We start from the raw sequence: 21,758 nt of genomic DNA on the forward strand, positions 1-21,758 counted from the left end.
ACCAAGGAACCGCCCATGAGCGCCAGCACCACTGCCACCCTGCGTCACGACTGGACTTTGGCCGAAGTCAAAGCACTCTTCGTTCAGCCATTCAACGACTTGCTGTTCCAGGCGCAGACGGTGCACCGCGCGCATTTCGACGCCAACCGCGTCCAGGTTTCCACCCTGCTGTCGATCAAGACCGGCGCCTGCCCGGAAGATTGCAAATATTGTCCGCAGTCCGGTCACTACAACACCGGGCTGGAAAAAGAAAAGCTGATGGAAGTGCAGAAAGTCCTCGAAGAGGCTGCCCGCGCCAAGGCCATCGGCTCGACCCGTTTCTGCATGGGTGCGGCGTGGAAACACCCGTCGGCCAAGGACATGCCTTACGTGTTGAAAATGGTCGAAGGCGTGAAGGCCATGGGCCTGGAAACCTGCATGACCCTCGGTCGTCTCGATCAGGATCAGACCGAAGCGCTGGCCAAGGCCGGGCTCGATTACTACAACCACAACCTCGACACCTCGCCGGAGTTCTACGGCAGCATCATCACCACCCGCACCTATGCCGAGCGTCTGCAGACCCTGGCCTACGTGCGCGATGCGGGGATGAAAATCTGCTCCGGCGGCATTCTCGGCATGGGCGAGTCCCTCGATGACCGCGCGAACCTGCTGATTCAGCTGGCCAACCTGCCGGAGCATCCGGAATCGGTGCCGATCAACATGCTGGTGAAAGTCGCCGGCACGCCACTGGAAAACGCCGACGACGTCGATCCGTTCGACTTCATCCGCATGCTCGCTGTGGCGCGCATCCTGATGCCGCAATCCCACGTGCGCCTGTCCGCCGGCCGCGAAGCGATGAACGAGCAGATGCAGGCCCTGGCCTTCTTCGCCGGCGCCAACTCGATCTTCTACGGCGACAAACTGCTGACCACCGCCAACCCGCAGGCCGACAAGGACATGCAGCTGTTCGCGCGTCTGGGCATTCAGCCGGAAGCTCGCGAAGAGCACGCCGACGAAGTGCATCAGGCCGCCATCGAGCAGGCGCTGGTGGAGCAGAAGAGCAGCGAGCAGTTCTACAACGCGGCGGTGTAAAAAACTGCGCGGATTCCTCTGAAGGAATGCAAACTCCTGTGGGAGCGAGCTTGCTCGCGAAAGCGGTGCTTCAGTCGACATTGATGTCGGATGTGAAGGCCTCTTCGCGAGCAGGCTCGCTCCCACAAGGGATCTGTGTCACTTGAATGTCGAGGCTTGCATGTCTTTCGATCTCGCCGCACGCCTTGCTGCCCGTCGTGCCGAAAATCTCTATCGCCAGCGCCCGCTGCTTGAAAGCCCGCAAGGGCCGGAAGTGGTGGTCGACGGTCAGCCGTTGCTGGCGTTCTGCAACAACGATTACCTGGGCCTGGCCAATCATCCGCAAGTGATCGAAGCCTGGCGCGCCGGCGCTTCGAAATGGGGCGTCGGCGGCGGTGCTTCGCATCTGGTGATCGGTCACAGCGGTCCGCATCACGCGCTTGAGGAGGCTTTGGCGGATCTCACCGGACGGCCGCGTGCGCTGTTGTTCACCACCGGTTACATGGCCAACCTCGGCGCGGTCACCGCATTGGTCGGGCAGGGCGATACGGTGCTGGAAGACCGGCTCAATCATGCCTCGTTGCTGGATGCCGGCCTGTTGTCCGGCGCGCGCTTCAATCGCTATTTGCACAACGACGCCGACAGCCTCGCCAAGCGTCTGGAGAAAGCCACCGGCAATACGCTGGTGGTCACTGACGGCGTGTTCAGCATGGACGGCGACCTCGCCGATCTGCCGGCGCTGGCCCGGGAAACCAAAGCGAAAGGCGCCTGGCTGATGGTCGACGACGCCCACGGTTTCGGCCCGCTGGGGGCAAACGGTGGCGGGATCGTCGAGCATTTCGGTCTGAGTCAGGAGGACGTGCCGGTGCTGGTCGGCACGCTCGGCAAAGCGTTCGGCACGGCTGGCGCCTTTGTGGCCGGCAGTGAAGAGCTGATCGAAAGTCTGATCCAGTTCGCCCGCCCCTACATCTACACCACCAGCCAGCCACCGGCGCTGGCCTGTGCAACGTTGAAAAGTCTGGAACTGCTGCGTAGCGAGCACTGGCGTCGCGAGCATTTGCAGACGCTGATCCGCCAGTTCCGCCACGGCGCCGAACAGATCGGCCTGGAACTGATGGACAGCTTCACGCCGATCCAGCCGATCCTGATCGGCGATGCCGGTCGCGCCGTGCGTTTGTCGCAGATGCTGCGCGAGCGTGGGCTGATGGTCACCGCGATCCGCCCGCCGACCGTGCCCGCCGGCAGCGCGCGGTTGCGGGTGACGCTGACCGCTGCCCACAGCGAGGCACAGGTGCAGCTATTGTTAGAAGGACTGGCCGATTGCTTTGCGCAACTCAAGTCGGAGCCAAGCCATGCGTGATCGCCTGATTCTGCTACCGGGTTGGGGGCTCGGCGTTTCGCCGCTGGAGCCGTTGGCCGCTGCGTTGCGCGGACTCGACGAACACCTGCAGGTCGATATCGAGCCTTTGCCGGAGCTGGACTCCAGCGATCTGGACGACTGGCTCGACGAACTCGATGAGCGCATCCCCGCAGATGCCTGGCTCGGCGGCTGGTCGCTGGGCGGCATGCTCGCTTCCGAGCTGGCGGCGCGGCGTGGCGAACATTGCTGCGGCTTGCTGACCCTGGCGAGCAATCCTTCGTTTGTCGCCCATGAACAGTGGCCGAGCGCGATGCCCGGCGAGACCTTCGATGCGTTTCTGGCCGGCTGCAGCGCCGACCCGCGCACGACTCTCAAGCGATTCTCTCTGCTGTGCGCCCAAGGCGCACAAGACGCGCGTGGCTTGTCGCGGCTGTTGCTCGGCGGCGCGCCGAATACCTCGCCGGCCGCGTTGATGGCCGGTCTGGAATTGTTGGCGCAGATCGATACGCGTGAAGCCTTGCAGGCGTTTCGTGGTCCGCAATTGCATCTGTTCGGAGGGCTGGACGGGTTGGTGCCGGCGGAGGCCGCGGGCGAGTTGTTCGCGTTGCTGGCAGATGTCGAGGTCGGTCTGATCGAGCAGGCCAGCCATGCGTTTCTTCTGGAAGACCCCCACGGTGTAGCGGGTGCGATCCAGGCGTTTTTAAGTGAGTGCGGTGATGACTGATTTGTCTGTTGCGGCGTTGCCCGGAGGCTTGCCTGACAAGCGCCAGGTCGCGGCTTCTTTTTCTCGTGCAGCGGCCAGCTATGACAGCGTCGCCGAGTTGCAGCGCGATGTCGGTACGCAGTTGATGAGTCGCTTGCCGGTGGATTTTCGGCCGGCACGCTGGCTGGATCTGGGCTGCGGCACCGGGTATTTCACTCGGGCGCTGGCCGAGCGATTTGGTGAGGGGCTGGCGCTGGATATTGCGGAGGGCATGCTCAATCACGCGCGGCCGTTGGGCGGGGCCACACACTTCATTGCTGGCGATGCCGAACGTTTACCGTTGCAGGATTTGACCTGCGATCTGATCTTCTCCAGCCTCGCCGTGCAGTGGTGCGCGGACTTCGAAGCGGTGCTCGGCGAAGCGTTTCGGGTGCTGAAACCGGGGGGGATTTTCGCGTTTGCTAGTCTTTGTGTAGGGACGCTGTACGAATTGCGCGACAGCTGGCGTCAGGTCGATGGCCTGGTGCACGTCAACCGCTTCCGCGAGTTCGCCCGCTACGAGCAATTGTGCGCAGCCAGTGGTTTGCGCAATGTTTGTCTGGAGAACCGGCCGCATGTGCTGCATTACCCGGATGTGCGTAGCCTGACCCATGAACTCAAGGCCCTGGGCGCGCATAACCTGAACCCTGGCCGGCCGGGCGGATTGACCGGACGGGCGCGGATTCTGGGGCTGGTCGAAGCCTACGAGCAGTTCCGTCAGCCGCAGGGCTTGCCGGCGACTTATCAGGTGGTCTACGCCGTGTTGGAGAAACCCTTATGAGCGCAGCCTATTTCATCACCGGAACCGACACTGACGTCGGCAAGACCACCGTTGCCGCCGGATTGCTGCACGCTGCGCGGTCGGCGGGGCTGAGTACGGCGGCGGGCAAACCGGTGGCGTCCGGTTGTGTGGTGACGCCCAGAGGTTTGCGCAATTCCGATGCGCTGGCGTTGCAGGCCGAATGCTCGTTGCCGCTGACGTATCAACAGGTCAATCCGGTGGCGTTCGAGCCAGCGATCGCGCCGCATCTGGCAGCGCGTGAGGCGGGTGTGGCGTTGACCGTGCAATCGTTGCTGGCGCCGATGCGCGAGATTCTGGCCATGAACGCCGACTTCACGCTGATCGAAGGCGCGGGCGGCTGGCGGGTGCCGTTGGCGGATCAGGACAATCTGTCGGATCTGGCGATTGCGTTGAAGTTGCCGGTGATTCTGGTGGTCGGCGTGCGTCTGGGATGCATCAGTCATGCGTTGTTGACTGCCGAGGCGATTGCCCGGGACGGGCTGCAACTGGCGGGATGGGTGGCGAACATTATTGATCCGAAGACGTCGCGGCTGGAGGAAAACCTGGCGACACTGGCCGAGCGGATTCCGGCACCGTGCCTGGGGCGGGTGCCGAAACTCAAAGCCGTCAGCGCTGAAGCGGTCGCCGATCACTTGCAACTGGATCTGCTCGACTGATTTTGGCTATGACAAGGCACTGTGCCATTAGTGTTTTTGACGGGTGTTTTTCTGACGCCTCTGGTTCAATGGCACCCATTGATCCTTCCCAAGGATGAGAGCTCCCATGGAAATCTCCGGAAACACAGCTTTTTATGCAGGTCTGAGTACCATTCAGACCGGGCAGAACCGCGTCGATCAGGCCGCCAGCCAGATCGCCCGCAGCACCATCGAGCGTTCGGTCACCAGCCAGTCTTCGGAAGTGCAGGTCGATCGTCTGCGTTCCGTGGATCGCGCCCAGCAATCGGACCTTGCCAGCAACATGGTCGAGATGGCCCAAGGCAAGTTTCAGGCGGAACTGGGCGTGAAAGTCGCCAAGGCTTCCGATGAAATGCTCGGTACGATCATCGATACCTTCGCCTGATTTTTTGATCTGCGCTTTGCCAGACGCCGCGACTGTTCGCGGCGTTTTTCGTTGTAAGTCCTTCTCCCTCAACTAATCTTTTTTCAGTGCACATGGCTCGGTCGGGCGCATGTCGCGCTGCTGTGTCCGGCGTTCGGAAAATGTGATGACGAATGGCAAAAGAACGACGCTTGACAAGATTTCGGCGTAAACGTATGTTTCAAACAACTGTTTGACCGTCACAACAAATCAACGCGGTCGTTCATTCCCGGTTACATCAGCAGAGGTTTATCGCTATGCCTGACTACAAGGCCCCCTTGCGTGATATTCGCTTCGTTCGTGACGAACTGCTCGGCTACGAAGCGCACTATCAGAGCCTTCCAGCGTGCGCAGACGCAACGCCGGACATGGTTGACGCCATTCTCGAAGAGGGCGCCAAGTTTTGTGAGCAGGTGCTGGCACCGCTGAACCGCGTGGGTGACACCGAAGGCTGCACCTGGAGCGAGTCCGGCGTGAAAACCCCGGCCGGCTTCAAAGAGGCCTACAAGCAATTCGTGGAAGGCGGCTGGCCAAGCCTGGCCCATGACGTCGAGCACGGCGGTCAGGGTCTGCCTGAGTCGCTGGGTCTGGCAGTCAGCGAGATGGTCGGCGAAGCCAACTGGTCGTGGGGCATGTACCCGGGCCTGTCGCACGGCGCGATGAATACCATCTCCGAGCACGGCACCCCAGAGCAGCAAGAAGCCTATCTGACCAAACTGGTCTCCGGTGAGTGGACCGGCACCATGTGCCTGACCGAGCCGCACTGCGGCACCGACCTGGGTATGCTGCGCACCAAGGCCGAACCTCAGGCCGACGGTTCCTACAAAGTTTCCGGCACCAAGATCTTCATCTCGGCCGGTGAACACGACATGGCCGACAACATCGTCCACATCGTGCTGGCCCGCCTGCCGGACGCACCGGCCGGCACCAAAGGCATTTCCCTGTTCATCGTTCCGAAGTTCATGCCAAACGCTGACGGTACTGTTGGTGCACGCAACGCCGTGACCTGCGGTTCGATCGAACACAAGATGGGCATCCACGGCAACGCGACCTGCGTGATGAACTTCGACGGCGCGACCGGTTTCCTGATTGGCCCGGCGAACAAAGGCCTGAACTGCATGTTCACCTTCATGAACACCGCACGTCTGGGTACCGCGCTGCAAGGTCTGGCCCACGCCGAAATCGGCTTCCAGGGCGGCCTGAAATACGCTCGCGATCGTCTGCAAATGCGCTCCCTGACTGGCCCGAAAGCGCCGGACAAGGCTGCTGACCCGATCATCGTTCACCCAGACGTACGCCGCATGCTGTTGACCATGAAGGCATTCGCCGAAGGCAACCGTGCGATGGTGTACTTCACCGCCAAACAGGTCGACATCGTCAAATACGGCGTGGACGAAGAAGAGAAGAAGAAAGCCGACGCACTGCTGGCCTTCATGACTCCGATCGCCAAAGCGTTCATGACCGAAGTCGGTTTCGAATCCGCCAACCACGGCGTGCAGATCTACGGCGGCCACGGCTTCATCGCCGAGTGGGGCATGGAGCAGAACGTTCGCGACAGCCGCATCTCGATGCTGTACGAAGGCACCACCGGCATCCAGGCACTCGACCTGCTGGGCCGTAAAGTGCTGATGACTCAAGGCGAGGCTCTCAAAGGCTTCACCAAGATCGTCCACAAGTTCTGCCAGAACAACGAAGGCAACGAAGCCGTCAAAGAGTTCGTCGCACCGTTGGCTGCACTGAACAAAGAGTGGGGCGAGCTGACCATGAAGGTCGGTATGGCCGCCATGAAAGATCGCGAAGAAGTCGGCGCGGCCTCCGTGGACTACCTGATGTACTCCGGTTATGCCTGCCTGGCTTACTTCTGGGCCGACATGGCGCGTCTGGCTGCTGAAAAACTGGCTGCCGGCACCACCGACGAGGCGTTCTACACCGCCAAGCTGCAAACCGCGCGCTTCTACTTCCAGCGCATCCTGCCGCGTACCCGTACGCACGTGGCCACCATGCTGTCGGGCGCCAACAACCTGATGGACATGAAAGAAGAAGACTTCGCACTGGGCTACTAAGCCTTAACGCAGTCTTTCAAAAAACCGCTGCTCCCTCGGGGGCAGCGGTTTTTTTGTGCCCGGATTTCCCCAATCCCGGGGCTGATTCCCCAGCATTGATGAAGCCACTGTTCAGCCGAACCCCTGCGCTTATTGATTCAAAATATTTCCAGAAGAGTGGCCAATTAATTGCACTGCCCGATTTACCGGTGCTAACCAGAACTGCCTGCTCAAAGAAGCAAGACGCCCGGCACTTAACAACAACAGTCAGGGTGAAGCCTATGAACATCAGTCGACTCGCTCGTTTGACCTTCTGGTTGCCCGTTGCGCTATCAGTCCACAGCGCATGGGCCGCCGACCCCGCCGAAGTCGATCCCCCGGTGCCGGAAGTCCCTTCGCTGCAATCGTTGCGCGGGATGGTGCCTCCCGATCCGTCCGGTACCGAAGGCGGACGCAAGGTCGACCTGATGACCGACTACGTGCTCAATCGTCAGGCTGCGATCCTGCTGGGCAAAGCGTTGTTCTGGGACATGGAGATCGGCAGCGACGGCTCCACGGCCTGCGCGTCCTGCCACTACCACGCCGGCGTCGACCACCGCATCACCAACCAGCTCAACCCCGGCCAGGCGCACACCAACGCCAACGTCGCGTCGATCTTCAACAAGCCGTTTGTGGCGTCGGACATTCCCGGTGACGTGGCGTCCTACGCGACGTTGTCCGGCGGCAAGGGCGGCCCGAACTACACGCTGAAGAAAACCGACTTCCCGACCCACGTGCTGAGCAATCCCCTGGAGCGCAACTCGCCCATCGTGTACTCGACGGACGACGTGGTCGGCTCGCAAGGCGTGTTCGACGCCAACTTCGTCAAACCCAATCAGCCGCGTTTCGACAAGTGCACCCAGCAGCCGGACGGCCTGTTTCAGGTCGGCGGCATCAACGTTCGCCGCAGCACCGGACGCAATGCGCCGTCGGTGATCAACGCCGCGTTCAACGTGCGCAACTTCTGGGACGGTCGGGCCAATAACGTCTTCAACGGTTTCTCGCCGTTCGGCAATCGCGATCCGGATGCCGGGATCTACGTGACCAGCGAACGCAGCACGGTCGCCACCAAAGTCCGGCTGGCGCTCAACGATGCGTCTGCCGCCTCGCAAGCCGTCGGCCCGCCCGGCAGTCCGGTGGAAATGTCTTGCGGTGGCCGCACCTTTGCCGACATCGGCCGCAGGATGCTCGACACGTTGATGCTCAAGCAGCAGCGGATTTCGTCCACCGACTCGGTACTGGCTCCGGTGTCCGGCGCACGGCGGCCGACCTATCGCGAGCTGATCAAGAACGCCTTCCAGCCCCGGCTGTGGAACGCCACGCAAAACGTTCTGGTGGGCGGTGCGCCGTACACCCAGATGGAGGCCAATTTCCCGCTGTTCTTCGGTCTGGCGATCCAGATGTATGAGGCGACGCTGGTGTCCGATCAGGCGCCGATCGACGCCTACCTGCAAGGCGACCATACGGCAATGAACGCGCAACAGGTCGAGGGCATGAACCTGTTTCTCGGCAAGGGCAAATGCGTCAATTGCCACGGCGGGCCGGAGCTGACCAACGCCGCCAGCCGCCTGCTGATGCATCCGCGCGAACGCATCGAGCGGATGGTGATGGCCGACAACCTGACCACCCTTTACGACAACGGCTTCTACAACACCGGTGTGCGCCCGACCTCGGAAGACCTCGCCCTCGGCGGCGCGGATGCGTGGGGCAATCCATGGTCGTTCACCCGTCAGTACAACACCGTGTTGCAGGGCGGCCGGTCGGTGGATCCGCTGGACGTCGATGTCTGCACGTTCGAGGCGCCGTTGAGCGCGGCGATTCCATGCGATGCGACGCTCAAGCCGAATGTCGGTTTCCGCGATTCGGTCGACGGCGCGTTCAAGACGCCGACCCTGCGCAACATCGCCCTGACCGGCCCGTACTTCCACAACGGCAGCCGCTCGACGCTCAAACAGGTAATGGAGTTTTACAACCGTGGCGGTGACCGGCGCGGTGAAGACGCCAACAACACCAGCGGCTTCGAGCATCCGGCGGTAAACCAGCACAACACCTCCAACCTCGATCCGGACATGACGGCGTTGAACCTGACGCCTGCGGAAATCGATGCCGTGGTGAAATTCATGGAAGTCGGCCTGACCGATCCGCGCGTGGCCTGGGAGCGCGCACCGTTCGATCATCCATCGCTGGTGATCCCGCAGGGCCATATCGGCGACGAGAATGCCGTGACCCAGCGCCCGGCCAGTCCGAAAGTCACGACCCGCCAGGCGATGGATGCATCGCTCAATCTCAAGCCTTACGGCGCTGAAGGCCGGCCGGCGGCAGAGGGGCCATTGCAGCCGTTCTACAACGATCTCTGAGCAGAAAAACACACCATGGCCATCAAGAATGATGGCCATGGTGGCCGTCTAGCGGCCATTACGTAAAAAACCTGACTAAATCCCTCAGCAACCGCCGATTTCGGCCGTTAAAGAGACAGCCTGTGATCTGGATCACATTGTGTGTGCTTAACTGGCCATATTGCAGGCACAATGCCATCTCTTTGCCATGACGGGTCGGAGCTTTTACCCTTGCCGCGTTCTTCCGCTGTACGTTTCAGTCATTTCCTACCTTCACTGCTGTTGTTGCTCGCGGGGTTGGCGGCTGCGTACGTCAAAGACCTCAACGTGTTCTTCACCTCGCTGTTTAACGTGTTGCCGACCTTGGTGCTGCTGTTGGGCGGTTCGTACTGTGCGGTTTACCGACGCCAGCGCGAGCTGTTTCTGATGGTCACGGTGTACATCGCCTACTTCCTGCTCGATACCCAGACCGACTATTACCGCGACAACGGCAAGGTGCGCGAAGACGCGGCCGTGGTGTTCCACCTGGTCTGTCTGCTGTTGCCGCTGTTGTTCGGTCTGTTCGCCGCGTGGCAGGAGCGCACGCACCTGTTTCAGGACATGGTCGCGCGCTTCGCCGTGCTGCTGGCATTTGGCAGCGTGGCGCTGGGGCTTGAGCAAAGTTACCCGCAGGCGTTGCTCATGTGGCTTTCCGAGATCCGCTGGCCGGCGCTGCATGGCGCGTGGATGAGCCTGATCCAGTTGTCGTATCCGGTGTTCATCTCGGCGTTCCTGCTGCTGGCCTGGCAATACTGGCGCAACCCGCGTCCGCTGCACGCGGCGCAACTGGTAGGGTTGCTCGGGGTGTTCTGGATGCTGCCGAAAACCTTCATCCTGCCGTTCACCCTGAACATCATGTGCAGCCAGGTCATGCTGATGATTGCTGCAGCGGTAGCGCATGAGGCTTATCAAATGGCCTTCCGCGACGAACTCACCGGTCTGCCGGGCCGCCGCGCACTTAACGAGCGTATGCAGCGTCTGGGTCGCAACTATGTGCTGGCAATGAGCGACGTCGATCACTTCAAGAAATTCAACGACACCCACGGCCACGACGTGGGTGACCAGGTCTTGCGTCTGGTCGCCAGCAAGCTGTCCAAAATCAGCGGCGGTGGTAGGGCTTATCGCTATGGCGGTGAGGAATTCGCACTGGTGTTTGCGGGCAAGACTCTTGAAGAGTGCATGCCGCACCTGGAAGTCATCCGTGAGTCGATTGCGTCCTACAACATCCAGCTCCGAAATCAGGAAAGCCGCCCGCAGGATGATCAGCAGGGCCGTCAGCGTCGCTCGGGTTCGGGCGCATCCAGCGTGTCGGTCACGGTCAGCATCGGCGTGGCCGAACGTCTGGAACAGCGCACCCCGGAAGAGGTGCTGAAATCCGCCGACCAGGCGCTCTACAGCGCCAAGGGCGCAGGCCGAAACTGCGTGATGGCGTTCGGGCAGAATCGCCGTGGCGCGGTGCGCATGGACAACGCCGCAGGTTGAGTGATGACGGCGCATTCAGCGTCTGGACAGTGATTGTGAGGCAGGGTGGCCGGCAGTAGGTTGAAGCAATCTGCTGAAGGAGAAGCCACCATGCCCGAGTACAAAGCTCCCCTGCGCGACATGCGCTTTCTGATCGACCACGTCTTTGACTTCCACACTCAGTACGCGGCCCTCGGCGCCCACGACGCCAGCCCGGACATGATCAACGCGATCCTCGACGAGGGCGCCAAGTTCTGTGAGAACGTTCTGGCCCCGCTCAATCGCAGCGGTGACGAAGAGGGCTGCCATTTCGACAACGGCGTGGTGACAACGCCTACAGGCTTCAAGCAAGCCTTCGCACAATACGTGGAAGGTGGCTGGCACGGTCTGGCGGCAGATCCGGCTTACGGCGGCCAGGGCCTGCCGAGTTCGCTGGGGCTGGTGATCAGTGAAATGGTCGCCTCCAGCAACACTTCCTGGGGCATGTACCCGGGCCTGACCCACGGCGCCATGTCGGCGATCCACGCCCACGGCACCGAAGAACAGAAAAACACCTATCTGCGCAAACTCACCGCCGGCCAGTGGACCGGCACCATGTGCCTGACCGAAGCCCACTGCGGTACCGACCTGGGCATCATCAAGACCCGCGCCGTGCCTCAGGCCGACGGCAGTTATGCAGTGACCGGCAGCAAGATTTTCATCTCCGCCGGCGAGCACGACATGAGCGACAACATCATTCATCTGGTGTTGGCCAAACTGCCGGACGCACCGGCGGGCACCAAAGGCATTTCGCTGTTTATCGTGCCGAAATTCCTCCCGAACGCATCCGGTGAGGCGGGCGAGCGCAACGGCGTTTCCTGCGGTTCGATCGAGCACAAGATGGGCATCAAGGCCTCGGCCACCTGCGTGCTGAACTTCGACGACGCCAAAGGCTTCCTGATCGGCGAGCCGAACAAGGGCCTGAACTGCATGTTCACCATGATGAACCACGCACGCCTCGGCACCGGGATGCAGGGCCTGTGTCTGGGCGAGGCGAGTTTCCAAGGCGCAATCAAATACGCCAACGACCGCTTGCAGATGCGCGCCCTGACCGGCGCCAAAGCTCCGGACAAACCGGCCGACCCGATTATCGTCCACCCGGACGTGCGACGCATGCTGCTGACCATGAAAGCCTTCAACGAAGGCAACCGCGCGCTGACCTATTTCACCGCGCAAATGCTCGATGTTGCGCACCTGAGCCCGGACGCCGACGCGCGTCAGGAGGCCGAGGATCTGTTGGCGTTCCTGACTCCGATCTGCAAGGCGTTCATGACCGACACCGGGCTGGAAGTGACCAACCACGGCATGCAGGTGTTCGGTGGCCACGGATTTATCCGCGAGTGGGGCATGGAGCAACTGGTTCGCGACTGCCGGATCGCGCCGATCTACGAGGGCACCAACGGTATCCAGGCGTTGGATCTACTCGGGCGCAAAGTGCTGGGCAGTCAGGGCAAGCTGCTGCGCAACTTCACCAAAATCGTCCACAAGTTCTGCGCGGCCAACGCCGGGCATCCGCAACTTGGCGAGTTTGTCGCGCAGCTCGATGGCCTCAATCAGCAGTGGGGCGAGCTGACCATGAAGGTCGGCATGGCCGCGATGAAGAACCCGGATGAAGTTGGCGCCGCGTCGGTGGATTACCTGATGTACAGCGGTTACATCGTTCTGGGCTACCTGTGGCTGCGCATGGCGCTGGTTGCCCAGGCGCAGCTGGAGTCGGGCGAGGGTGATGGCGATTTCTGCCAGGGCAAACTGGCGACGTGCGAGTTTTACTTCAAGCGTCTGTTGCCGCGCACCGCGGCACATCGTTCGGCGATCGAGGCGGGCAGCGATTGCCTGATGAAACTGCCGGCGCAGTTGTTCGCGCTGTAACACGCTCCTGTTAAACAAAAGAGCCCGCAGATTGCGGGCTTCTTTATGGTTGATTGCTGGTGACTAAAAATAACAAAACAGTCACCGCCTGACCCTATGTGTCGCAAAAGTTGTTGGGTTACACTCCAGCTCAACGAAAACACCCTTCCACGAATCACCTGTTTAGATCTTTGCGAGGTTTGCCATGGCTGACTACAAAGCGCCGCTGCGCGATATGCGCTTCGTCCTCAATGAAGTGTTCGAAGTCGCCAAACTCTGGGCCGAACTGCCGGCCCTGGCCGAGACCGTGGACGCGGAAACCGTTGAAGCCATTCTCGAAGAGGCCGGCAAGGTCACCAGCAAAAGCATCGCGCCCCTGAGCCGTGCCGCCGACGAAGAAGGTTGCCACTGGGCCGACGGTGCCGTCACCACGCCGGCCGGTTTCCCACAGGCCTATCAGACTTATGCCGAAGGCGGCTGGGTCGGTGTAGGCGGTGATCCGGCCTACGGCGGCATGGGTATGCCCAAAGCCGTTTCGGCCCAGGTCGAAGAGATGGTCAACTCCGCCAGCCTGTCCTTCGGTCTGTACCCGATGCTGACCGCCGGTGCCTGCCTGTCGATCAACGCCCACGCCAGCGAAGAACTGAAAGCCGCTTACCTGCCGAACATGTACGCCGGTGTCTGGGCCGGCTCCATGTGCCTGACCGAGCCGCATGCCGGCACCGACCTGGGCATCATCCGCACCAAAGCCGAACCTCAGGCCGACGGCTCCTACAAGGTCAGCGGCACCAAGATCTTCATCACCGGTGGTGAGCACGACCTGACCGAAAACATCATCCACCTGGTGCTGGCCAAACTGCCGGACGCACCGGCCGGGCCGAAGGGCATTTCGCTGTTCCTGGTGCCGAAGTTCATGGTCAATGCCGATGGCAGCCTGGGCGCGCGCAACCCGGCGAACTGTGGTTCGATCGAACACAAGATGGGCATCCAGGCGTCCGCCACTTGCGTGATGAACTTCGACGAAGCGGTGGGTTACCTGGTCGGCGAGCCGAACAAGGGCCTGGCCGCGATGTTCACCATGATGAACTACGAGCGTCTGGGCGTCGGCATTCAGGGCCTGGCCACCGGTGAGCGCTCGTACCAGAACGCCATCGAATACGCCCGTGACCGCCTGCAAAGCCGTTCGCCGACCGGCGCGCAGAACAAGGACAAGGTGGCCGACCCGATCATCGTCCACCCGGACGTGCGTCGCATGTTGCTGACCATGAAAGCCTCGAACGAAGGCGGCCGTGCGTTCTCTACCTACGTGGCGATGCAACTCGATACCGCCAAGTTCAGCGAAGACGCCGCCACCCGCAAACGCGCGGAAGATCTGGTTGCGTTGCTGACGCCAGTGGCCAAGGCCTTCCTGACCGATCTGGGTCTGGAAACCACTGTCCATGGCCAGCAGATCTTCGGCGGCCACGGTTACATCCGCGAGTGGGGCCAGGAGCAACTGGTGCGTGACGTGCGCATCACCCAGATCTACGAAGGCACCAACGGCATTCAGGCGCTGGACCTGGTGGGTCGCAAGATCGTCGGCAGCGGCGGCGCGTTCTACAAGCTGTTCGCCGACGAGATCCGCCATTTCACCGCAACCGCCAATGCCGATCTGGGCGAGTTCACCAAGCCGCTGAATGACGCCGTCGACACCCTCGACGAGCTGACCTCGTGGCTGCTGGATCGGGCGAAAACCAATCCGAACGAAATCGGTGCGGCGTCGGTCGAGTATCTGCAAGCGTTTGGCTACACCGCTTACGCCTACATGTGGGCGCTGATGGCCAAGGCATCGCTGGGCAAAGAAGCGCAGGACGATTTCTATGCGAGCAAACTCGGCACGGCGCGGTTCTATTTCGCCCGTTTGCTGCCGCGGATTCACTCGTTGAGCGCGTCGGTCAAGGCCGGCAGCGAGTCGCTGTTCCTGCTGGACGCTGCGCAGTTCTGATGATGTAACGTCATGTAAGCGATCTCTTACATGACGTGCTGCTGTTCTCCCATAGGCGTAGATTGGATCCAGAGCTAATCTACTTTCCATGGACGTCGCGCAGGAAGCGCAAAGCAACAACACGGACACGTAGGATTCTGCCAGGGTGGCGGAGTGAAATGGATGTCAGGGAAACAGTCTGCAAAGCCCCGCTTCGGCGGGGTTTTCTTATGCCCGCAGAAAAGTTTTCAGCTCAACGCGTCCAGCGGCGGCGCACCTTTCAGCGGTTTTTCCTCACGCTGCATCACTTCTTCCAGCAACGTTCGCAGCAAGGCCAATGGCGCCTGCTGGCGTTGCACATCGCGACACACCAGCCCGACTTTCAACGGCACGCGCGGCTCACTCAACGGTTTCCACAAAAGATCCTGATCGTCGTACTCTTTTTGCGAACGCCCAGGCAGCACCGTCGCCAGACGGGTATGCGGCAGGCTGTCGAGAATCCCCACCATATTGTTCAGTTCGGCCTGCACTTGCGGGCGTCGCCCGAGGCTGGCCAGTTGGGCCTGCCAGATCTGGCGGATCTGAAATTCTTCGCCCAGTAGCAGCATCGGCAATTCGGCCGCCTGACTCATCGAGACTTTCTTGAATTCCCGTAGCGGATGATCCGCCGGGATGACCAGCGTCAGTTCATCTTCGTACAGCATCACGCCGTGCAGCCCCGGCTGGCGTGGCGGTAGATAGCTGATGCCGATGTCCAAGGAACCGTTGAGCAGCCGCCGCTCGATCTCAAGCCCCGTCAGTTCATAAATCTGTACCACCAGATGCGGCTGGGCCTTGCGCACCCGCTCAAGCATCTGCGGCACCAGGCTGGTGTGCACGGTTTGCAACACACCAATCGCCAATGTTCGCAGTGCCTGACCCTTGAAGTTGCCCAGCGCCTCACGCGCCCGCTGCATGCCGTCGAGCAGTGGCAAGGCGTGGTTGTACAAGGTGTGGGCGGCGAGGGTCGGCAGCAGGCGTTTGCTGCTGCGCTCGAACAGCGTGACGTCGAGGTTCTGTTCCAGATGGCGGATCTGCTGGGACAGCGCGGGCTGAGAGATCGACAGGCGCTCGGCGGCGCGTCCGACATGACCTTCTTCGTAGACCGCGACGAAATAACGCAGTTGTTTGAAATCCATAAGTAACACTTATCGAAAATGCTGGGAAATCGAAATGGCTCGACGCCGTGAACAGGCCTAGTCTAACCGCATTCACAAGGCTTACAGGGCCGGAAAGCGCAATGACCAGCGTTTGTTTTGAAAGTGTTTGCATAGGCAGTTCAAAAAACCTCGATCGAGGTTTTTTTCAATGAATCTGTTCAGTTTGCGGCGCCAGACGCCGAGCCTCGATGACCTGGCTTTTGAAACCCAGGAATCGGATGCCGCTGACGGCCTGAATGCCGAGCGTCTGATGCCCAGCGTCGAACGCCCGCAGCAGGTATTCGTTCGCGGCCAGGGTTCCTGGCTATGGGACAGCAATGACCGCGCCTACCTGGATTTTTCCCAGGCCGGAGGCGCCAATAGCCTCGGCCACAGCCCTTCGGCGCTGGTCAAAGCCATTGCCAACCAGGCTCAAGCGTTAATCAATCCCGGCTTCAATCTGCACAACCGCGGCATGCTCAGCCTAGCTGAGCGCCTGTGCGCCAGTACTTCCAGCGATCAGGCGTATCTGCTCAACAGCGGCAGTGAAGCCTGTGAGGCGGCGATCAAACTGGCGCGTAAATGGGGCCAGCTGCATCGCGGCGGCGCCTCGCGGATCATTGTCGCCAGACAAGGGTGTCACGGACGTAGTCTGGCGACGATTTCGGCGTCGGACAGTTGCAATTTGCACAACCGTTTTGCGCCGCTGCTGCCGGGTTTCGACCTAGTGCCGTTCAATGATCTGCCGGCGCTGCATGCGGCGGTTGATGCGCAGACCGTGGCGATCATGCTCGAACCGATCCAGAGCGATGCCGGGGTGATCCCGGCGACCGAGCATTACCTCAAGGGTGTCGAACGCTTGTGCCGTGAGTTGGGGATTCTGCTGATTCTCGACGAGGTTCAGACCGGCATTGGCCGCTGTGGCACCATGCTCGCCGAACAATCCTACGGCGTGCGCGCCGATATCGTCGTGCTCGGCAAAGGCCTCGGCGGTGGCGTGCCACTGGCGGCGTTGCTGGCGCGAGGCAAGGCCTGCTGTTTCGACCCCGGCGAGTTGGGTGGCACTCATCACGGCAACGCGTTGATGACCGCCGCAGGGCTGGTCGTGCTCGACAGCGTGCAAGACCGCGCATTCCTCGAACAAATCCGGGACAACGGCCAGCATCTGCGCGAAGGGCTCGCCCGTCTGGCGCATCGTTATGAACATGGCGAGTTGCGCGGGCAAGGACTGTTCTGGGGACTGACCCTGTCGGAAGACTCCGCCGAGGCCGTCGTCAAAGCCGCGCTGCATGAAGGCTTGCTGCTCAACGCCCCACAAGCCAACTGCCTGCGCTTCACCCCGGCGCTCAACGTCAGCAAGGCCAACATCGACGAAATGCTCCTGCGCCTGGCCCGTGCCTTCTCCCGGGTACGCACCGCGCAGCTGCAATGCCGCAAAGGGATTGCCGTCTGAGCTGAAATTTCCCACCCGAATTCAAGAACCGTCTCGCGGTATAACGCACGCCCCACGCCTGATTCTTTTGGCGTGGGGCGTTTTTTTGTGGCCGGGTAATGGCGATCAGATGGCGAGATTGTGGTTTGCACTGAACCCTGACAAACGGCACAGGTCGATTAGCTTGTATGGCTCAGGTGAGCCAACCCCAATCAGGAGCTGCCCCATGGACTTTATCCGCATCATCATCGCCATTCTGTTGCCGCCACTGGGTGTGTTTCTGCAGGTCGGGTTCGGCGGCGCGTTCTGGCTGAACATTCTGCTGACGTTGTGCGGTTACATCCCGGGGATCGTGCACGCGGTGTACATCATCGCCAAGCGTTGAGTCTCAGTCCGTCAAACCCATCACTCGCCGGTAGAACCGCCATTCCTGCTCCAGCGCATGGGCCTGGTTGGCGGCCCGGCGGAAGCCGTGGCGTTCGTCGGCGTAGTAATGCGCTTCGACTTCAATGCCGTTTTGCTCCAGGGCCGCGACCATGTCGCGGGTCTGTTGCGGTACGACCACGGCGTCCAGTTCGCCCTGAAAGAAAATCACCGGTACGCGAATGTTGCCTGCGTGCAGCAACGGCGTGCGGGCGGCGTAGCGTTCGGCATCTTTATCGGGATCGCCGATCAGCCAGTCCAGATAATCGCCTTCAAACTTGTGCGTCGCGCGGCCGAGGGCCACCGGGTTACTGACGCCGTACAGACTGGCGCCGGCGCGGAATACCTGATGGAACGCCAATGCACAAAGCGTGGTGTAACCTCCGGCGCTACCGCCACGGATGAATGCACGCTCACCGTCGATCATGCCGCGATCATTCAGATAAGCCACGACCGCACAGGCATCCTCGACATCCACTGCACCCCAGCTGAGATGCAGCGCTTGCCGATACTCCCGGCCATAACCGCTGCTGCCTCGGTAGTTGAGGTCGGCGACGGCGAAGCCGCGTTGCGTCCAGTACTGGATGCGCGGGTCGAGCATCGGGTAGCAGGCTGAGGTAGGGCCGCCGTGGATGAACACCACCAACGGTGGTTTCACGTCGCCATTTGTGGCCGGGTAAAAGAAGCCGTGCGCTTCACCTGAACCGCTGGGGTAGCGCAGGGTTTGCGGGCGGCTGATGCGCTCCGCTGGCAGCGGTGCGACACCGCCGGCCAGGACATTCATTTCACGCGATTTGCGATCAATGGCGATCACCGCTGAAGGGCTGATCGGTGACGCGGCAATGCAGTAAATGAACTGATCATCGACAGCCAGATGACGGAAGCGGCTGTAGTCGCCGGTGAAGTCTTCGCCGTTGAGCGCCAGACGACCGAAACCGCCTTCGCTCCAGCTCGCCAAAAAGCCTTCGTCGGTGGGCAGCCAGGTGCAGCCGCCAAGTTGCCATGGGGCCGGCGCGTGATCGGCTTCGGCGCTAGCTAACGGCTGCAAGCCGTTTGCCGACTCGCCCCACGGTTGCCAATATCCGCCACGGTCGGTCAGACAGCCCAGTCGGCCGCTGGCATCGAAGCGCGGTTGCTGGATCGACTCTTCAAGCGTTTCACCAGCCACGCAACGTGGGGTAGAAAATCCGCTATCAGAACGCTCGGCGAGCATCAGTCGGGTGGAAGTCCACGGCTGATGCGGACGGCTCCATTCGATCCACGCCAGGCGCTGGCCGTCCGGGCTGATGATCGGCGACGCGTAAAAATCCGCGCCTTCAACCAGCGTATGGCGGTCGCCATTCGCCAGATCGATCGCCACCAACCGATGGCAATCACCGTTCTCTTCAACGGCCAGCACCTGCCCATCGGCAAAATGCAGATCGCCATATCGACACTCGCCCGACGTCAATGCCACGGGCTCGCCGACCAGCGTCTGTCGGTACAGTTGCTGATCCGCCTCGTTAACGAAAACCACCCCGTCAGGCGTCAGACAAAACGCCCCACCGCCATATTCGTACACCCGACTGCGCACGCTGAGACCCGCAGGCGTCAGACATTTCGCCGCGCCATCACGCCAGTGCCAGATCCGGCAGGCGGCGTCCGTCGGGCGATATTCATTCCAGAACAAACCATGGGCGCCGAGCTGCAGCTCGGCGAAATCCACGCCGGCAGCAACCGCAGCGGTGGCGCTGAAAGGCTCAGCCTTTGGCGATGAGGCGCGAGTTTCGTTCATTGCGAAAGGCCAGTTGTTCGATGGTCTGGGTGGCGTACTCGGCTTCTTCGCGGGCCTTGAGAATCACACCGTGATGTTCGGACTTGCTGCACACCGGATCTGCATTGCTCGCATCGCCGGTGAGCATGAAGGCCTGGCAGCGGCAGCCGCCGAAGTCCTGTTCTTTTTCGTCGCAGGAGCGGCACGGCTCGGGCATCCAGTCGTAGCCGCGAAAGCGGTTGAAGCCGAACGAGTCGTACCAGATGTGCTGCATGCTGTGGTCGCGCACATTGGGAAATTGTACCGGCAGCTGTCGGGCGCCATGACAGGGCAGGGCGGTGCCGTCCGGTGTGACCGTCAGAAACAGACTGCCCCAGCCATTCATGCAGGCTTTCGGGCGTTCTTCGTAATAGTCCGGGGTGACGAAAATCAGCTTGCACGGATGCCCTTCGGCTTCCAGCTTGGCGCGGTATTCGTTGGTGATGCGTTCTGCGCGGACCAGTTGCTCCTTGGTCGGCAACAGGCCGACACGATTGAGCTGCGCCCAGCCGTAGAACTGGCAGGTGGCGAGTTCGACGAAGTCCGCTTCGAGCGCGATGCACAGCTCGATGATGCGGTCGATCTTGTCGATGTTGTGCCGATGGGTAACGAAGTTCAGCACCATCGGATAGCCGTGGGCCTTCACGGCGCGGGCCATTTCCAGTTTCTGCGCGAAGGCTTTTTTCGAGCCGGCGAGCAGGTTGTTCACTTGCTCGTCGCTGGCCTGGAAACTGATCTGGATGTGATCGAGTCCGGCCTTCTTGAAGTCGCTGATCTTCTGTTCGGTCAGGCCGATGCCGGAGGTGATCAGGTTGGTGTAGAAACCCAACTGGCGCGCTTCACGGATCAGCTCGGCGAGGTCCTGACGCACCAGCGGTTCGCCCCCGGAAAAACCCAGTTGCGCCGCGCCCATTTCCCGCGCTTCGCGGAACACCTTGATCCACTGCTCGGTGCTCAGCTCTTTGCCCTGCTCGGCGAAATCCAGCGGATTGGAGCAGTACGGGCATTGCAGCGGGCAGCGGTAAGTCAGCTCGGCGAGCAGCCACAGCGGCAGGCCGACTTCCGGTTTGGCCGGGACTTGCACCGATGACTCAGGCAAGTTCGATCCAGTGCTGCGCACGGGCAACCTCCATGAATTGCTCGATGTCGTCACCGAGCTCGGGCACGCCGGGGAACTGTCTGTCGAGTTCGGCAATGATTGTCGCGACGTCCCGCTCACCGTCGATCAGGCCGCCGATCAGCGCGGCACTTTCATTGAGCTTGATCATGCCTTCCGGATATAGCAGCACGTGGCCTTTCTGGGCCGGTTCGTACTGGAAACGGTAGCCGGGACGCCAGGTCGGGGTCTTGCTGCGGTCGAAACTCATAAGGCGATTCCTTTATGCCAGACCCGTTGATCGGTGACGCTGTGATACGGCGGGCGGTTCAGTTCGTAGGCCATGCTCATGGCATCGAGCATGCTCCAAAGAATGTCCAGTTTGAACTGGAGAATTTCCAGCATGCGCTCCTGGCCTTCGCGGGTCTTGTAGTGCTCCAGCGTAATCGCCAGGCCATGCTCGACATCGCGTCGGGCCTGGCCGAGACGAGTGCGGAAATATTCGTAGCCGGCCGGGTCGATCCACGGGTAATGCTGCGGCCAGCTGTCGAGCCGCGACTGGTGGATCTGCGGCGCGAACAGCTCGGTCAGCGAGCTGCTGGCGGCTTCCTGCCAACTGGCGCGGCGGGCGAAGTTGACGTAGGCATCGACGGCGAAACGCACGCCGGGCAGCACCAGCTCCTGGGAACGCAATTGATCCGGATCGAGACCGACGGCCTGGCCCAGACGCAGCCAGGCTTCGATGCCGCCGTCTTCACCGGGAGCGCCGTCGTGGTCGAGCAAGCGCTGGATCCACTCGCGGCGGATCTCGCGATCCGGGCAGTTGGCGAGGATCGCCGCGTCTTTCAGGGGGATGTTCACCTGATAGTAGAAGCGATTGGCGACCCAGCCCTGGATCTGCTCGCGGGTGGCCCGGCCTTCATACATCGCGACGTGATACGGGTGATGAATGTGGTAATAGGCGCCCTTGGCGCGCAGGGCCGCTTCGAATTCGGCGGTGGACAGCGGGGTGTCGGTCATTGCGGTTCTCCGGGCCATT

At 61.4% G+C, this 21,758-nt stretch carries 18 protein-coding genes; 13 read left to right on the top strand and 5 right to left on the bottom strand.

From position 1 onward, the window contains the following. Positions 1–15 precede the first annotated feature (15 nt). The 11 genes from bioB to CAF90_RS26985 all read left to right on the top strand — a co-directional run bounded on the left by bioB (position 16) and on the right by CAF90_RS26985 (position 14,819). The gene (gene bioB / locus CAF90_RS26935; RefSeq protein ID WP_011336244.1) at positions 16–1,071 is read left to right on the top strand and encodes a biotin synthase BioB; all 1,056 of its coding nucleotides are present in this window, start codon (positions 16–18) and stop codon (positions 1,069–1,071) included. A 160-nt stretch (positions 1,072–1,231) separates the two neighbouring features. Beyond that, complete coding sequence (gene bioF, locus CAF90_RS26940; protein WP_007959842.1) at positions 1,232–2,410, top strand: 8-amino-7-oxononanoate synthase; 1,179 nt, start codon at positions 1,232–1,234, stop codon at positions 2,408–2,410. Next, on the top strand, positions 2,403–3,134 hold the full coding sequence (locus CAF90_RS26945; protein WP_085609072.1) for an alpha/beta fold hydrolase: 732 nt from the start codon (positions 2,403–2,405) through the stop codon (positions 3,132–3,134). The genes bioF and CAF90_RS26945 overlap by 8 nt, the downstream gene beginning before the upstream one ends. Continuing rightward, positions 3,127–3,933 (top strand): malonyl-ACP O-methyltransferase BioC, encoded by an 807-nt coding sequence (gene bioC, locus CAF90_RS26950; RefSeq protein WP_085609073.1) that lies wholly within the window; start codon positions 3,127–3,129, stop codon positions 3,931–3,933. Before CAF90_RS26945 ends, bioC begins: the two co-directional genes overlap by 8 nt. After that, on the top strand, positions 3,930–4,610 hold the full coding sequence (bioD, locus tag CAF90_RS26955) for a dethiobiotin synthase (protein ID WP_007959854.1): 681 nt from the start codon (positions 3,930–3,932) through the stop codon (positions 4,608–4,610). Before bioC ends, bioD begins: the two co-directional genes overlap by 4 nt. Positions 4,611–4,716: 106 nt before the next feature. Continuing rightward, a complete protein-coding gene (locus CAF90_RS26960) occupies positions 4,717–5,013 on the top strand; it encodes a pyrroloquinoline quinone biosynthesis protein PqqE (RefSeq protein ID WP_085609074.1) in 297 nt (98 codons plus the stop codon). 275 nt (positions 5,014–5,288) lie between these two features. Then, positions 5,289–7,094 (top strand): phenylacyl-CoA dehydrogenase, encoded by a 1,806-nt coding sequence (locus CAF90_RS26965; RefSeq protein ID WP_085609075.1) that lies wholly within the window; start codon positions 5,289–5,291, stop codon positions 7,092–7,094. Positions 7,095–7,354: 260 nt separating this feature from the next. After that, positions 7,355–9,469, top strand: coding sequence for a cytochrome-c peroxidase (locus tag CAF90_RS26970; RefSeq protein WP_085609076.1), 2,115 nt, complete (start codon positions 7,355–7,357; stop codon positions 9,467–9,469). A 210-nt stretch (positions 9,470–9,679) separates the two neighbouring features. After that, entirely contained in the window at positions 9,680–10,969 is a 1,290-nt protein-coding gene (locus CAF90_RS26975) for a GGDEF domain-containing protein (protein ID WP_007959861.1), read from the top strand. Between the two features lie 90 nt (positions 10,970–11,059). Then, a complete protein-coding gene (locus CAF90_RS26980) occupies positions 11,060–12,856 on the top strand; it encodes an acyl-CoA dehydrogenase C-terminal domain-containing protein (RefSeq protein WP_085609077.1) in 1,797 nt (598 codons plus the stop codon). 184 nt (positions 12,857–13,040) lie between these two features. Further along, entirely contained in the window at positions 13,041–14,819 is a 1,779-nt protein-coding gene (locus CAF90_RS26985; RefSeq protein ID WP_085609078.1) for an acyl-CoA dehydrogenase C-terminal domain-containing protein, read from the top strand. 227 nt (positions 14,820–15,046) lie between these two features. Here the strand turns inward: CAF90_RS26985 and CAF90_RS26990 are convergent, their stop codons facing one another. Further along, positions 15,047–15,976 carry a LysR family transcriptional regulator gene (locus CAF90_RS26990; protein ID WP_085609079.1) on the bottom strand — a complete coding sequence of 310 codons (930 nt, stop codon included), beginning with the start codon at positions 15,974–15,976 and terminating at the stop codon, positions 15,047–15,049. A gap of 169 nt (positions 15,977–16,145) precedes the next feature. Here CAF90_RS26990 and CAF90_RS26995 point away from each other — a divergent pair, with 169 nt between their 5' ends. After that, positions 16,146–17,429 carry an aspartate aminotransferase family protein gene (locus CAF90_RS26995; protein ID WP_085609080.1) on the top strand — a complete coding sequence of 428 codons (1,284 nt, stop codon included), beginning with the start codon at positions 16,146–16,148 and terminating at the stop codon, positions 17,427–17,429. Positions 17,430–17,634: 205 nt separating this feature from the next. Continuing rightward, the gene (locus CAF90_RS27000; RefSeq protein WP_003228885.1) at positions 17,635–17,793 is read left to right on the top strand and encodes a YqaE/Pmp3 family membrane protein; all 159 of its coding nucleotides are present in this window, start codon (positions 17,635–17,637) and stop codon (positions 17,791–17,793) included. Between the two features lie 3 nt (positions 17,794–17,796). Here CAF90_RS27000 and CAF90_RS27005 read toward each other — a convergent pair whose 3' ends face one another. Genes CAF90_RS27005 through pqqC form a run of 4 tightly spaced genes read right to left on the bottom strand, consistent with a single transcriptional unit; the run spans position 17,797 to position 21,739 of the window. Beyond that, positions 17,797–19,605: a S9 family peptidase gene (locus tag CAF90_RS27005; protein WP_085609081.1), complete on the bottom strand. Its 1,809-nt coding sequence runs from the start codon at positions 19,603–19,605 to the stop codon at positions 17,797–17,799. Then, on the bottom strand, positions 19,571–20,743 hold the full coding sequence (gene pqqE, locus CAF90_RS27010) for a pyrroloquinoline quinone biosynthesis protein PqqE (protein ID WP_085609082.1): 1,173 nt from the start codon (positions 20,741–20,743) through the stop codon (positions 19,571–19,573). Before pqqE ends, CAF90_RS27005 begins: the two co-directional genes overlap by 35 nt. Next, positions 20,715–20,990 (bottom strand): pyrroloquinoline quinone biosynthesis peptide chaperone PqqD, encoded by a 276-nt coding sequence (gene pqqD / locus CAF90_RS27015; protein WP_085609083.1) that lies wholly within the window; start codon positions 20,988–20,990, stop codon positions 20,715–20,717. Before pqqD ends, pqqE begins: the two co-directional genes overlap by 29 nt. Then, complete coding sequence (gene pqqC, locus CAF90_RS27020; protein WP_007959877.1) at positions 20,987–21,739, bottom strand: pyrroloquinoline-quinone synthase PqqC; 753 nt, start codon at positions 21,737–21,739, stop codon at positions 20,987–20,989. Before pqqC ends, pqqD begins: the two co-directional genes overlap by 4 nt. Positions 21,740–21,758 lie beyond the last annotated feature (19 nt).

The organism is Pseudomonas sp. B37(2017) (assembly GCF_002112885.1).
Classification (GTDB): domain Bacteria; phylum Pseudomonadota; class Gammaproteobacteria; order Pseudomonadales; family Pseudomonadaceae; genus Aquipseudomonas; species Aquipseudomonas paraglycinae.